The sequence below is a fragment of the Pseudomonas sp. AN-B15 genome, from assembly GCF_019056475.1.
Classification (GTDB): domain Bacteria; phylum Pseudomonadota; class Gammaproteobacteria; order Pseudomonadales; family Pseudomonadaceae; genus Aquipseudomonas; species Aquipseudomonas parakoreensis.
In genome coordinates this window covers 1,483,072-1,496,607 of sequence record NZ_CP049737.1, presented here as the reverse complement: position 1 = coordinate 1,496,607, position 13,536 = coordinate 1,483,072, and the positions used below count along the sequence as shown (strand labels likewise).

General features: G+C 60.7%; 11 protein-coding genes. 8 read left to right on the top strand and 3 right to left on the bottom strand.

Translation table 11 applies throughout. The features are described from left to right. The first annotated feature begins 11 nt into the window (after positions 1 to 11). Positions 12 to 1,061, top strand: a complete 1,050-nt coding sequence (locus GTQ41_RS06825; protein ID WP_047292174.1) for an alkene reductase — start codon at positions 12 to 14, stop codon at positions 1,059 to 1,061. 217 nt (positions 1,062 to 1,278) lie between these two features. Here GTQ41_RS06825 and emhR read toward each other — a convergent pair whose 3' ends face one another. Then, positions 1,279 to 1,911 (bottom strand): efflux system transcriptional repressor EmhR, encoded by a 633-nt coding sequence (emhR, locus tag GTQ41_RS06820; RefSeq protein ID WP_217325470.1) that lies wholly within the window; start codon positions 1,909 to 1,911, stop codon positions 1,279 to 1,281. Between the two features lie 267 nt (positions 1,912 to 2,178). Here emhR and emhA point away from each other — a divergent pair, with 267 nt between their 5' ends. From emhA to GTQ41_RS06785, 7 genes are all read left to right on the top strand, one after another. Next, on the top strand, positions 2,179 to 3,333 hold the full coding sequence (gene emhA, locus GTQ41_RS06815; RefSeq protein ID WP_041070493.1) for an efflux RND transporter periplasmic adaptor subunit EmhA: 1,155 nt from the start codon (positions 2,179 to 2,181) through the stop codon (positions 3,331 to 3,333). 3 nt (positions 3,334 to 3,336) lie between these two features. Then, entirely contained in the window at positions 3,337 to 6,486 is a 3,150-nt protein-coding gene (gene emhB / locus GTQ41_RS06810; RefSeq protein ID WP_047292171.1) for an efflux RND transporter permease subunit EmhB, read from the top strand. Beyond that, positions 6,483 to 7,943, top strand: a complete 1,461-nt coding sequence (emhC, locus tag GTQ41_RS06805) for an efflux RND transporter outer membrane subunit EmhC (RefSeq protein ID WP_047292168.1) — start codon at positions 6,483 to 6,485, stop codon at positions 7,941 to 7,943. Before emhB ends, emhC begins: the two co-directional genes overlap by 4 nt. A gap of 441 nt (positions 7,944 to 8,384) precedes the next feature. Then, the gene (locus GTQ41_RS06800; protein ID WP_047292167.1) at positions 8,385 to 9,644 is read left to right on the top strand and encodes an OprD family porin; all 1,260 of its coding nucleotides are present in this window, start codon (positions 8,385 to 8,387) and stop codon (positions 9,642 to 9,644) included. A 187-nt stretch (positions 9,645 to 9,831) separates the two neighbouring features. Then, the gene (locus tag GTQ41_RS06795; RefSeq protein WP_217325469.1) at positions 9,832 to 11,022 is read left to right on the top strand and encodes an FAD/NAD(P)-binding oxidoreductase; all 1,191 of its coding nucleotides are present in this window, start codon (positions 9,832 to 9,834) and stop codon (positions 11,020 to 11,022) included. A 26-nt stretch (positions 11,023 to 11,048) separates the two neighbouring features. Further along, a complete protein-coding gene (locus tag GTQ41_RS06790; RefSeq protein WP_095667329.1) occupies positions 11,049 to 11,405 on the top strand; it encodes a DUF1641 domain-containing protein in 357 nt (118 codons plus the stop codon). Positions 11,406 to 11,426: 21 nt separating this feature from the next. Next, positions 11,427 to 12,245, top strand: coding sequence for a methyltransferase domain-containing protein (locus GTQ41_RS06785; protein WP_047292163.1), 819 nt, complete (start codon positions 11,427 to 11,429; stop codon positions 12,243 to 12,245). A gap of 92 nt (positions 12,246 to 12,337) precedes the next feature. Here GTQ41_RS06785 and pcaC read toward each other — a convergent pair whose 3' ends face one another. Together pcaC and pcaD are read right to left on the bottom strand one after the other, a co-directional pair. Beyond that, positions 12,338 to 12,730 carry a 4-carboxymuconolactone decarboxylase gene (gene pcaC / locus GTQ41_RS06780; protein ID WP_047292161.1) on the bottom strand — a complete coding sequence of 131 codons (393 nt, stop codon included), beginning with the start codon at positions 12,728 to 12,730 and terminating at the stop codon, positions 12,338 to 12,340. A gap of 10 nt (positions 12,731 to 12,740) precedes the next feature. Beyond that, positions 12,741 to 13,532 carry a 3-oxoadipate enol-lactonase gene (pcaD, locus tag GTQ41_RS06775; RefSeq protein ID WP_047292159.1) on the bottom strand — a complete coding sequence of 264 codons (792 nt, stop codon included), beginning with the start codon at positions 13,530 to 13,532 and terminating at the stop codon, positions 12,741 to 12,743. Between the last annotated feature and the right edge of the window lie 4 nt (positions 13,533 to 13,536).

The window sequence follows — 13,536 nt, the reverse complement described above, 5'->3', positions numbered from 1 at the left end:
GGGTTGTACACATGGCAACTATTTTCGATCCGATCAAACTGGGCGACCTCGAGCTGTCCAACCGCATCATCATGGCTCCGCTGACCCGCTGCCGCGCCGACGAAGGCCGCGTGCCGAATGCGCTGATGGCTGAATACTACGTACAGCGCGCGTCGGCTGGCCTGATCCTGTCCGAAGCCACCTCGGTCACCCCGATGGGCGTTGGCTACCCGGACACCCCGGGCATCTGGTCCAACGATCAGGTCCGCGGCTGGACCAACGTGACCAAAGCCGTGCACGCTGCCGGCGGCAAGATCGTCCTGCAACTGTGGCACGTCGGCCGCATCTCGCACCCGTCGTACCTCAATGGTGAAGCTCCGGTCGCGCCGAGCGCCATCCAGCCTAAAGGTCACGTCAGTCTGGTGCGACCACTGGCCGACTACCCGACCCCGCGCGCGCTGGAAACCGCTGAAATCGCCGAGATTGTCGAGGCCTACCGTACCGGCGCCGAGAACGCCAAAGCCGCCGGTTTCGATGGCGTGGAAATCCACGGCGCCAACGGCTACCTGCTCGACCAGTTCCTGCAAAGCAGCACCAACCAGCGCACCGACAACTACGGCGGCTCCCTGGAGAACCGTGCGCGTCTGCTGCTGGAAGTGACTGACGCGGCGATCGACGTCTGGGGCGCCGGCCGTGTCGGCGTGCACCTGGCACCCCGCGCCGACTCCCATGACATGGGCGACGACAATCTGGCCGAGACCTTCACTTATGTCGCTCGCGAGCTGGGCAAACGTGGCATCGCCTTCATCTGCTCCCGCGAGAAAGAAGGTGCCGACAGCCTCGGTCCACAGCTCAAAGAAGCCTTCGGCGGTGCGTACATCGCTAACGAGCGTTTCACCAAAGACAGCGCCAATGCGTGGCTGGCTGAAGGCAAGGCTGACGCCGTAGCGTTCGGCGTACCGTTCATTGCCAACCCGGACCTGCCGGCACGCCTGAAGGCCGATGCCCCGCTGAACGATCCGCGCCCAGAGCTGTTCTACGGCAAGGGCCCGGTCGGTTACATCGACTACCCGACGCTGTAAGCGTTATTCAGTACAAAGCAGCCGAAACGCAAAAGCCCCCGACTCGTGAGAGCCGGGGGCTTTTTCTTGGGCGTCCGGTACGGGGCAGCTAACATTCGTTCACAGGGACGACACAAAATCCCTACAAAATCCGTAGCTCGCTACGTTTAAACTCGCGGTTCGGGCGTCTGTAAAAGCAGGCCAATTGACATAACCTGTGTCAATTACGCATTTTGTTTCATTTGCGCAGGCTGGGGCTCAGGCGCAGCATATCCAACCCTGTATCGACCCAACGCTCGGCCTCGGCATGCAGCTCGAAGCTGTCCGGCGCCAATAGCCATCCATACAGGAGGCCATCGATATCCGCATGAATGCTGATGGCCGCGCGGGCAGTGTCGAGATCTTCCGGCAACTGGCCGCGATTGACCGCATTACGCAGGGTCAGTCCGATGCGCAGATTGCAATCGAGACTGGCCGTGCGGCGCTGCTGGCGCAGATCGCACATTTCATCGGTGAATTCGCACTTGTGAAACAGAATCTCGTTAATGCGACGGGTCTTCGGATCCAGGGCAACCTGATGGAACAGATGGATCAACAGCTTGCGCATGCACCCCAGCGGATCGAGTTCATCTTCGCTCTCGCTGGCCTTGGCCAATTCATCCAGCGGTTCATGCAGGCTGTCGAGCATTGCCTGCACCAGATCGGCCTTGTTGCTGAAATGCCAATAAATGGCACCGCGCGTAACGCCGGCCATTGTCGCGATATCCGCCAGGGTCGTGCGGGCCACGCCCCTTTCATAAAACGCTTTCTCGGCCGCTTCGAGAATCTGGCTGCGCGTTTCCTGAGCTTCCTCTTTGGTACGACGGACCATGGCAGTAAAACCTCAAACAGGATGTTTCAGGGATGGCTGAATATCCGCTGAATAAAGAGGGGGCCGATTTCTCACGAATCGGCTCCCCGGCCTACAATTTCAAACCTTGCGACGCATTTTGTAACAGGGTGGGTACGACGCCAAGCTATTTACAAACAACCATGAACGTAAGTATATTCCTTAGCAAGCTACTTATCCACTCGACCCGATTTTTTTACCCTTCCACACTTCTTGTGCGCATTTTGCGCGCCTGACCCGAGGATCTTCATGCAATTCAAGCCAGCTGTTACCGCTCTGGTCACTGCCGTCGCCCTGGCATCGCTGCTCAGCGGATGTAAAAAGGAAGAAGCGGCCCCGGCCGCTCCGCCTCCTCAGGTCGGCGTCGTCACCCTGCAACCACAAGCGTTCACCCTCACGTCGGAACTGCCGGGGCGCACCAGTGCGTACCGCATCGCTGAAGTCCGGCCACAGGTCAACGGCATCATTCTCAAGCGTCTGTTCAAGGAAGGCGCCGACGTCAAAGCCGGTCAGCAGCTGTACCAGATCGATCCGGCAGTCTATGAAGCGACCCTGAAAAGCGCCGAAGCCAATCTGCGTTCGACCAAGTCGATCTCCGACCGCTACAAGCAACTGGTCGACGAGCAGGCCGTGAGCCGCCAGGAATACGACACCGCCGTGGCCAACCGCATGGAATCGGAAGCGTCGCTGCAAAGCGCGCAGATCAATGTGAAATACACCAAGGTCTACGCGCCGATCTCCGGTCGTATCGGCCGTTCTGCGGTGACCGAAGGCGCGCTGGTCAGCAATGGTCAGGCCGACGCGATGGCGACGATCCAGCAACTGGACCCGATCTATGTCGACGTCACCCAGTCCTCGGTTGAGCTGCTGGAACTGCGCCGCGAGCTGGAAAGCGGTCGTCTGCAGAAAGCCGGTGACAACTCGGCAGCGGTCAAGTTGACCCTGGAAGACGGCAGCCAGTACAAGCTCGACGGCAAACTGGAATTCTCCGAAGTATCGGTTGATCCAACGACCGGTTCCGTGACCCTGCGTGCCGTGTTCCCGAACCCGGATCACACCCTGCTGCCCGGCATGTTCGTCCGCGCCCAGTTGCAGGCCGGGGTCAACGCCGCCGCCATTCTGGCGCCGCAACAAGGCGTGACCCGTGACCTCAAGGGCACCCCGACCGCACTGGTTGTCGGCCCGGACAACAAGGTCGAGCTGCGTCAGCTCAAGGCCAGCCGCACCGTCGGCAGCCAGTGGCTGATCGAAGATGGCCTGAAAGCCGGCGATCGTCTGATCACCGAAGGCCTGCAATATGTTCGCCCAGGTGCTCAGGTCAACCCGACCGAAGCGACCAACGTAGCCAAGAACCCGGCCCCCGCTCAGGCAGCTGACAAAGCCGCTGGCGGCAAAGGGGAGTAACTCATGTCGAAATTTTTTATCGACCGTCCGATTTTCGCCTGGGTAATTGCCCTGGTGATCATGTTGGTCGGGGCACTCTCGATCCTCAAATTGCCGATCAACCAATACCCGAGCATTGCGCCTCCGGCCATCGCGATCTCCGTGACCTACCCGGGTGCTTCGGCACAAACCGTGCAGGACACCGTGGTCCAGGTGATCGAGCAACAGCTCAACGGTATCGACAACTTGCGTTATGTGTCTTCGGAAAGTAACTCCGACGGCAGCATGACCATCACCGCGACCTTCGAGCAAGGCACCAACTCCGACACCGCGCAGGTTCAGGTGCAGAACAAGCTGAACCTGGCGACCCCGCTGCTGCCGCAGGAAGTGCAGCAACAGGGTATCCGCGTGACCAAGGCAGTGAAGAACTTCCTGCTGGTGATCGGCGTGGTATCGCGTGACGGCAGCATGACCAAGGACGACCTGTCCAACTACATCGTGTCGAACATGCAGGACCCGATCTCGCGGACTGCCGGTGTCGGTGACTTCCAGGTCTTCGGTGCCCAGTACGCGATGCGCATCTGGCTCGATCCGGCCAAGTTGAACAAGTACAACCTGACCCCCGCTGATGTCAGCAGCGCGATTTCGGCGCAGAACGTTCAGGTGTCTTCCGGTCAGCTCGGCGGTTTGCCGGCGCTGCCAGGCCAGCAACTGAACGCCACGATCATCGGCAAGACCCGTCTGCAGACTGCCGAGCAGTTCAAGGCGATTCTGCTGAAGGTCAACCAGGACGGTTCGCAAGTGCACATCGGCGATGTCGCCGACGTCGGTCTGGGTGGTGAAAACTCGACCATCTCGGCGCAGTTCAACGGCAAGCCGTCGTCCGGTCTGGCGGTCAAACTGGCCAACGGCGCCAACGCCCTCGACACCGCCAAGGCGCTGCGCAAGACGATTGACGAACTCAAGCCGTTCTTCCCGCAAGGCATGGAAGTGGTGTTCCCGTACGACACCACGCCAGTGGTGACCGAGTCGATCAAGGGTGTGGTTGAAACCCTGGTCGAGGCGATCGCGCTGGTGTTCCTGGTGATGTTCCTGTTCCTGCAGAACTTCCGCGCCACCGTCATCACCACGATGACCGTGCCGGTGGTATTGCTCGGCACGTTCGGCATCCTCGCGGCTGCCGGTTTCAGCATCAACACCCTGACCATGTTCGGTATGGTATTGGCCATCGGCTTGCTGGTGGACGACGCTATCGTCGTGGTGGAAAACGTCGAGCGGGTGATGGCCGAAGAAGGCCTGTCACCGAAGGAAGCGACCAAGAAGTCCATGGGGCAGATCCAGGGCGCGCTGGTCGGTATCGCTCTGGTGCTGTCGGCAGTATTGCTGCCGATGGCGTTCTTCAGCGGTTCCACCGGTGTGATCTACCGTCAGTTCTCGATCACCATCGTCTCGGCCATGGCCCTGTCGGTGCTGGTTGCGCTGATCTTCACCCCGGCGCTCTGCGCGACCATGCTCAAGGCCATCCCGAAAGGCGAGCACGGCACGCCGAAAAAAGGCTTCTTCGGCTGGTTCAACCGCAACTTCGACCGCAGCGTGCGCAGCTACGAGCGCGGCGTTGGCAACATCCTGCAGCGCAAGGCGCCGTATCTGTTGGCCTACCTGTTGATCGTGGTCGGCATGATCTGGCTGTTCACCCGCATTCCGACTGCGTTCCTGCCGGAAGAAGACCAGGGCGTATTGTTCGCCCAGGTACAGACTCCAGCGGGTTCCAGTGCCGAACGAACCCAGGTCGTGATCGACGAAATGCGTTCGTATCTGCTGGATAAAGAAGCGGGGGCGGTGTCTTCGGTGTTCACCGTGAACGGCTTCAACTTCGCCGGTCGTGGGCAGAGCTCGGGTCTGGCGTTCATCATGCTCAAGCCGTGGCACGAGCGTGATTCGAGCAACAGCGTGTTTGCCCTGGCCCAGCGCGCCCAGCAGCACTTCTTCAGCTTCCGCGACGCGATGGTGTTTGCCTTCGCCCCGCCAGCGGTACTGGAGTTGGGTAACGCCACCGGTTTCGACGTGTTCCTGCAGGACCGCGCCGGTATCGGTCACGAAAAACTGATGGAAGCGCGCAACCAGTTCCTCGGCATGGCCGCGCAGAGCAAGGTGCTCTACCAGGTGCGTCCGAACGGTCTGAACGATGAGCCGCAATACCACCTGGAAATCGACGATGCGAAGGCCCGCGCCCTGGGCGTGAGCATTTCCGACATCAACAGCACCCTGTCGATCTCCTTCGGTAGTAGCTACGTCAACGACTTCATCGACCGCGGTCGGGTGAAAAAGGTGTACGTGCAAGGTCAGGCTGGCGCTCGCATGAGCCCGGAAGACCTGAAGAAGTGGTACGTACGCAACAGCGCCGGGACCATGGTGCCGTTCTCCGCATTCGCCAAGGGCGAGTGGATCTACGGTTCGCCGAAACTGGCACGCTACAACGGTGTGGAAGCGATGGAGATCCTCGGTTCTCCGGCGCCGGGTTACTCCACCGGTGAAGCGATGGCCGAAGTCGAAGCGATTGCCAAGAAGCTGCCGGCCGGTGTCGGTATCTCCTGGACCGGTCTGTCCTACGAGGAACGGCTGTCCGGCTCGCAGGCGCCAGCGCTGTATGCCCTGTCGCTGCTGATGGTGTTCCTGTGTCTGGCGGCGCTGTACGAGAGCTGGTCGATTCCGATCGCCGTGATGCTCGTGGTACCGCTGGGGATCATCGGCGCGCTGATGGCCACCAGCCTGCGCGGGCTGTCCAACGACGTGTACTTCCAGGTGGGTCTGTTGACGACCATCGGTCTGGCAGCTAAAAACGCCATTCTGATCGTCGAATTCGCCAAGGAGCTGCATGAACAAGGGCGCAGTCTGCGCGATGCGGCGATCGAAGCGTGCCGCATGCGTCTGCGACCGATCATCATGACCTCGCTGGCGTTCGTTCTCGGTGTAGTACCGTTGGCGATCTCCACGGGCGCAGGTTCGGGTAGCCAGCATGCGATCGGTACCGGCGTGATTGGCGGTATGCTCACGGCCACGATCCTGGCGATCTTCTGGGTCCCACTGTTCTTCGTCACGGTTTCGTCCATGGGCCAGCGCAAAATCGCCGATCCGGACGAGACGACTGAAACTCCTAAAGAGGCTGGCCAATGAGCAAGTCGCTACTCTCCATCGCAGTCGCCGCCTTCGTGCTGAGCGGTTGCTCGCTGATCCCCGATTATCAGCAGCCTGAGGCTCCTGTCGCAGGTCAGTACCCGCAAGGGCCGGCCTATTCGCCGGCCCAGGCGCCGGCGCAAGCCGCTGCCGAGCAGGGCTGGAAGCAGTTTTTCCATGACCCGGCCCTGCAGCAGCTGATCCAGGTGGCACTGGAAAACAACCGCGACCTGCGTGTCGCGGCGCTGAACATCGACGCTTACGCGGCTCAATACCGCATCCAGCGAGCGGATCTGTTCCCGGCCGTATCGGCCAATGCCAGCGGCAGCCGTCAGCGGGTTCCGGCACGAGCGTCGCAGACCGGTGATTCGACGATCACCAGTTCCTACACCGCGACCGTCGGCATCAGCGCCTACGAACTCGACCTGTTCGGACGGGTGCGCAGCCTGAGCGAACAAGCGCTGCAACAATACTTCGCCACCGAAGAAGCGCGTCGCAGCACCCAGATCAGTCTGGTGGCCAGTGTGGCCAACGCCTACATGACCTGGCAGGCCGACAAGGAACTGCTCAAGCTGACGCAAGACACCCTCGGTGCCTTCGAAGAAAGCTACAAGCTGACCAGCCGCAGCAACGAAGTCGGTGTGGCCTCGGCGCTGGACCTGGCGCAGTCGCGCACCTCGGTGGAAAACGCCCGGGCGCAACTGGCCAAGTACACCCGTCAGGTGGCTCAGGACGAGAACAGCCTGACCCTGCTGCTCGGCACCGGCATCCCGGCCAATCTGCAAGCGGCCAAACCGCTGTCGGATGATCTGCTCAGCGACGTACCGGCCGGTCTGCCTTCGGATCTGCTGCAACGTCGTCCGGACATCCTGCAAGCCGAGTACAACCTGAAAGCGGCCAACGCCAACATCGGCGCCGCCCGTGCAGCGTTCTTCCCGAGCATCAGCCTGACCGCCAATGCGGGCAGCCTGAGCCCGGACCTGTCCGGTCTGTTTAAAGGTGGTTCGGGCACATGGCTGTTCCAGCCGCAGATCAACCTGCCGATCTTCAACGCCGGCAGCCTGCGTGCCAGCCTCGACTACGCCAAGATCCAGAAGGACATTGGCGTGGCGAACTACGAGAAGTCGATTCAGACCGCCTTCCAGGAAGTCGCCGACGGCCTGGCCGCCCGCCAGACCTACACCGAGCAGTTGCAAGCGCAGCGTGACTTCGTCGCGGCCAACCAGGATTACTACCGCCTGGCCGAGCGTCGTTACCGCATCGGTGTCGACAGCAACCTGACCTTCCTCGACGCCCAGCGTCAGTTGTTCAGCGCGCAACAGGCCCTGATCACCGACCGCCTCGCGCAGCTGACCAGTGCGGTCAACCTGTACAAGGCCCTGGGGGGTGGCTGGAATGCGCAGACCGCGCAGAACGAACCGCTGAAAGAAGAAGCACCGAAGATGAAGCTGTTCTGATCATCATCAGGTGAAATCAGGAAGCCCACCGATTGGTGGGCTTTTTGTTGCCTCAGGAAAAGTTTAGGTGCCTGCACTGACCCCATCGCTGGCGAGCCAGCTCCCACAGGTTTTCAGGGGTCCGCAAAATATGTGTTCACTGAAGATCCTTGTGGGAGCTGGCTTGCCAGCGATGAGGCCTTCACAGACACCCTGAAATCCAACTGAATCTTGCGTTCGATAATCGCCCAGAACCCGCTTTTACCAATTGAATCAACACATCCGCCCCCCGCACCATTCGCTCCACAAAACCAATAACAACAGGTTCGATACCATGCTTCCGCGCCCTGTCCCGCCCGGCTGATCGCCGCCGCTTCATTCCTGATCTGCATTGTTGTGCTCGCCCCCAAAGTGGCGGCAGCGAACCCGTTCGTCCCCAAAAAAATAACAAGAGACCCTGCGATGACTCATCCCACTGCGCCGTACGCACTCCCCGGCCTGATCGCCCTGGCCCTGACCGGCGCCGCCCTGCCCGCCGCAGCCGAAGAAGCCGGTTTTATCGAGGGCGCCAGCGCCAACCTGAACCTGCGCAATTTCTACATCAACCGCAACTTCACCAACCCGACCAAGGCGCAGGGCAAGGCTGAAGAGTGGACGCAGAACTTCATCCTCGACGCCAAATCCGGTTTCACCCAGGGCACCGTCGGTTTCGGCATGGACGTGCTCGGCCTGTATTCGGTAAAGCTCGATGGCGGTAAAGGCACCGGCGGCACGCAACTGCTGCCGCTGGATCACGACGGGCGTCCGGCGGACAACTTCGGCCGCACCAACGTCGCGTTCAAGGCCAAGCTGTCGCAGACCGAAATCAAGGTCGGCGAATGGATGCCAGTGCTGCCGATCCTGCGTTCGGACGACGGTCGTTCGCTGCCGCAAACCTTCCGTGGTGGCCAGATCACCTCGAAGGAGATCAACGGCCTGACCCTCTACGGCGGCCAGTTCCGCGCCAACAGCCCGCGCGACGACAGCAGCATGAGCGACATGTCGATGGTCGGCAAAGCGGCGTTCACCTCTGATCGCTTCAACTTCCAGGGCGGTGAATACCAGTTCAACGAAAAACGGACACAGATCGGTCTGTGGAACGCCGAACTCAAAGACATTTACAGCCAGCAATACGTCAATCTGACCCACAGCCAGCCCCTCGGTGACTGGACGCTGGGCGCCAACCTCGGCTTCTTCTACGGCAAGGATGACGGCAGCGCCCGCGCCGGCGAACTCGACAACAAGACCTGGTCGGGGATGTTCTCGGCCCGCTACGGCGGCAACACCTTCTATGTCGGCCTGCAAAAACTCACTGGCGACAGCGCCTGGATGCGCGTCAACGGCACCAGCGGCGGCACCCTGGCCAACGACAGTTACAACTCCAGCTACGACAATGCTCAGGAACGTTCCTGGCAGGTGCGCCACGACTACAACTTCGCCGCCCTGGGCATTCCCGGCCTGACCCTGATGAACCGCTACATCAGCGGCGACAACGTGCACACTGGCACCATCACCGACGGCAAGGAATGGGGCCGCGAATCGGAACTGGGCTACACCGTACAAAGCGGTACCCTGCGCAACCTCAACGTGCGCTGGCGCAACTCGACCATGCGCCGCGACTTCAGCAACAACGAGTTCGACGAAAACCGCCTGATCATCAGCTATCCGATCAGCTTGCTCTGATCCCCACGCCGGCGCTGCATGAGTGGCGCCGGCCTCAACCACTGGTCAGCCCGGACTGGCGATTTGTCGAGGCACAGATACAGTGAAAGAGGTGTGTAAACTCTCCAGCCCGCTGTAGGAGCCCTTAGTTTTCTTCCGTTATCTCCGGATGCTGTACGCGAAGCTGCCTTGGCCACGGAGGTCAGGTATGAGCAAGCGAATAGTTATCGTCGGTGGCGGTGTAGGCGGAACCATGCTGGCCAATCAACTGGTCGGCAAGCTGTATCCGGAAGTTCTACGCGGCGACGTCTCGATCACATTACTGTCCAGTTCCCCCGATCATTACTACAAACCTGCGTTCATGTATGTGGCGTTCAGCCAGTTCTTCGAAGAGGAACTCAAGCGTCCGGAACGCTCACTGTTGCGCCCGGAAATCAGTTTCCACGTTGAAGAAGTCACCCGTTTCGACATTTCCGGGCAGCAATTGCGCACCCGAACCGGCAAACGCTTCGACTATGATTTTCTGGTGATCGCCACCGGCTGCGTGCCGGCGCCGGAACGCATCGAGGGTCTGCAGGAAGCCGGCGACCACTTCTATCAATACCTTCCTGCCCGGCAACTGGCGCAACGCCTGAACACCATCGAAAAGGGCCGGATTTTCATTACCGTGTCCTTCCCGCAGACACCCAATGTCCCGCACCAATGCGGCATCGCGCCCGTGGAAACGACATTGATGCTGGATGATTTGTTGCGTCGCCGGGGCGTTCGCGAGCAAGTGGAAATCATCTACACCTACCCGACAGTTGCCCAGCTATTGCGCAATTGTCTGTTCTTGCAGCGCCCCACGGGTGAAATTCTGCCGAGCATCTTTGCCCGGAAAAACATTCAGTTTCAGCGTGGCTTCACCCTGAGCCGTGTGGATCCCGATGCAAAAGTCGCCTACTCGGCCGAGGGCGATGCGCAACCCTTCGACATCCTGATGGCGACTCCGCCAATCCAGGCCGTCGAGGTGGTGCGCGAGTGCGGCATCTCGCAAGCCGCCAATGATGAAGGATGGCTGCCGACCAATCACGAAACGCTGCAAGTCTACGGTCTGGAGAATGTCTACGTGATCGGCGACACCGTCGACCTGCCGGTCAGCAAGGCCGGCGGCGCCTGTCATAACCAGGCACCAGTGAGCGCCAACAACATCACGGCCCAGATCCGTCTTGGCGCACCCAACTCGGTATACGACGGTCGGGTACAAGCGGTAGCACAAATGGGCCTGAATGCCGGGATGCCCCTGTGGTACGACTACGCCCACGATGTATTGCCGACACCCCCGACCAAATTGGGCGGCCTGCTCAGAAACGGTTTCAATCGCGGTCTTTACTGGGCGGTGGCCCGGGGAATGCTTTGACCCTGCACAGGGAGGAGTGATTGCTCATGCACATGCCCGAGGAAATATCAGCCACGCCCGGGTTCACGGCCCTGATGGCAAAACTGCAGCCGTTAATCGACGGCGGACGCCTGGAGAATATTGTCGACCTGCTTTCCCTGGTGTCCGATATCACCGATCTGCTCGACGCGGCCATGGTGGAAAAGCTCGCGCAATTGTTCGAGAACAGCACTGCCGCCACCTGGGCAGTCAGTAATGCAGTGCGCGTGGCCAAAGCCGAGATATCGGCACAGTCAGCGGCGCCGGGCACTCTGGCGTTGCTCAAACTGCTGAATGAAGAGGACACACGCAAAGGCGTGGCCGTTGTCCTGAAAACCCTCAACGTCATTGGACGACAACTGTAATCCGCCAGAGAGGACCTCCTCATGAGCGCCAAACTCGAAACGGCAGGGAACGCCTGCACCCACTGGGACGCCAAGGCGTACCAGCAGTTCTCCCGTCTCAGGCAACGCCCGGTCAACGAACTGCTCGACCGTGTCGATCTGCACGACCCCGAACGCATTTATGATCTGGGCTGCGGCACCGGCATTGCCACGCAGTTGCTGGCCGAGCGCTGGCCGCGAGCGCAGTTGCTGGGCGTCGACAGCTCACGGCAGATGCTGGATCAGGCCCGATGTCTGCCGATCGACGCCCGCTGGCAAGAGTGCGACTTGCTCGACTGGCACCCCGAGCAACCCGCCGACCTGCTGCTCGCGGCGGCGGTGCTGCATTTCATTGGCGATCATCAACAACTGCTGCCGCGCCTGCTCGGTCATCTCAAGCCCGGTGGCTGTCTGGCAGCACATATGCCGGACTGGCGCGATGCCTTGTGGTATCGACTGATGCTCGACACCCTCGACGATGCCGGCCCGGGACACACCCCCATCGGCACACCAGAACTGCGCCGGCGCATGGCCGCGCGTCCGTTGTTGGCATTGGAGGATTACTACCGCTTGCTGGCGCCGCTGACCACGTCACTGGACATCTGGGAAACCGAGCAACTGCAAGTGGTTGACGGCAAGTCGCCGGTGTACGACTGGATCAAGGTCTCGGCGTTGCGGCCAGTGATGCAGGCGCTGACGTCACAGGAGCAGGCGCGGTTTATCTACCACTTCCTGATGCGCGTGCATGCGTATTATCCGCCGGAGAAAAACGGGCAGACGCTGTTTCCGTTCAAGCGGATTTTCATTGTGGCCAACGTTTGAAGATCAAAAGATCGCAGCCTGCGGCAGCTCCTACAGGGGAGTGCATTCCAATGTAGGAGCTGCCGCAGGCTGCGATCTTTTGATTCTGATGCTTACTCCCGAGACTCAATCCCAAGCTCATCCCACACCGACTCCGCCAGATGGAACGTCGCATTGGCCGCCGGAATCCCGCAATAAATCGCGCTCTGCATGATCACTTCCTTGATCTCGCCCCGGCTTACGCCATTGTTCGCCGCTGCGCGCAAATGCAGTTTCAGTTCGCCTTCGCGGTTCATCCCGATCAGCATGGCGATGGTGATCAGGCTGCGGGTATGCCGCGGCAGGCCCGGGCGGGTCCAGATGTCGCCCCAGGCGTGACGGGTGATCATCTCTTGGAATTCCGAGTTGAACTCGGTCAGTGTGGTCAGGCTGCGATCGACATGCGCATCGCCCAGCACCGCACGGCGTACTTGCATGCCTTCGTCATAACGTTGTTTCTCGTCCACAAAAACTTCCTCACTGAGCGTTCAGAAACGCCAACACAAGATCACTGAATGCGGCACCGGCCTGCACGTTGGACAGGTGCGCGGCAGGGAACTCGGCGTACTCGGCGCCGCGCACATGCTCTTGAATGAAATGCCCGCCAGACGGTGGCGTCACCGCGTCTTCGGTGCCGGCAATCACCAGCAGCGGCAGATTGATCGAGGCCAGTTGCTCGCGGAAATCGGCGTCGCGCACCGCTGCGCAATTGGCCGCATAACCTTCAGGCGAAGTCGCCGCGAGCATGTCGGTGATCTTCTTCGCCGCGGCCGGATTGGCCGCCGAAAAATCCGGGGTAAACCAACGGGCAATCGACGCATCACGCAGTGCGACCATCGCTGCCGGGCCATCACGCAGCACGGTTTCGATGCGCGGGTTCCACACCGATGGATCACCGATCTTCGCGGCGGTGTTGCACACGATCAGTTTGTGCAGACGATGACCGGCATTGATCCCCAGCCACTGGCCGATCAACCCGCCCATCGACAAGCCGCAGAAATGTGCGCGTTCGATATGCAGCGCATCCAGCAGACCCAGCACGTCGCGGCCCAATTGCTCAATGCTGTACGGCCCCGGCGTCACCAGCGATTGACCGTGACCACGGGTGTCGAAACGCAGCACCCGGAAGTGCTCGGTGAACGCCGGCATCTGCGCGTCCCACATGTGCAGGTCGGTGCCCAGCGAGTTGGACAGCACCAGCACCGGTGCGTCGACCGGGCCTTCAATAACGTAATGCAGTTCGCCATCGGCGAGTTGAACGAAAGCCACAGCC

Coding starts and splice junctions, on each gene's coding strand:
- GTQ41_RS06825 (WP_047292174.1), top strand. CDS start 12: ATGGCAACTATTTTCGATCCGATCAAACTGGGCGACCTCGAGCTGTCC.
- emhB (WP_047292171.1), top strand. CDS start 3,337: ATGTCGAAATTTTTTATCGACCGTCCGATTTTCGCCTGGGTAATTGCC.
- emhC (WP_047292168.1), top strand. CDS start 6,483: ATGAGCAAGTCGCTACTCTCCATCGCAGTCGCCGCCTTCGTGCTGAGC.
- GTQ41_RS06795 (WP_217325469.1), top strand. CDS start 9,832: ATGAGCAAGCGAATAGTTATCGTCGGTGGCGGTGTAGGCGGAACCATG.
- GTQ41_RS06800 (WP_047292167.1), top strand. CDS start 8,385: ATGACTCATCCCACTGCGCCGTACGCACTCCCCGGCCTGATCGCCCTG.
- GTQ41_RS06790 (WP_095667329.1), top strand. CDS start 11,049: ATGCACATGCCCGAGGAAATATCAGCCACGCCCGGGTTCACGGCCCTG.
- emhA (WP_041070493.1), top strand. CDS start 2,179: ATGCAATTCAAGCCAGCTGTTACCGCTCTGGTCACTGCCGTCGCCCTG.
- emhR (WP_217325470.1), bottom strand. CDS start 1,911: ATGGTCCGTCGTACCAAAGAGGAAGCTCAGGAAACGCGCAGCCAGATT.
- GTQ41_RS06785 (WP_047292163.1), top strand. CDS start 11,427: ATGAGCGCCAAACTCGAAACGGCAGGGAACGCCTGCACCCACTGGGAC.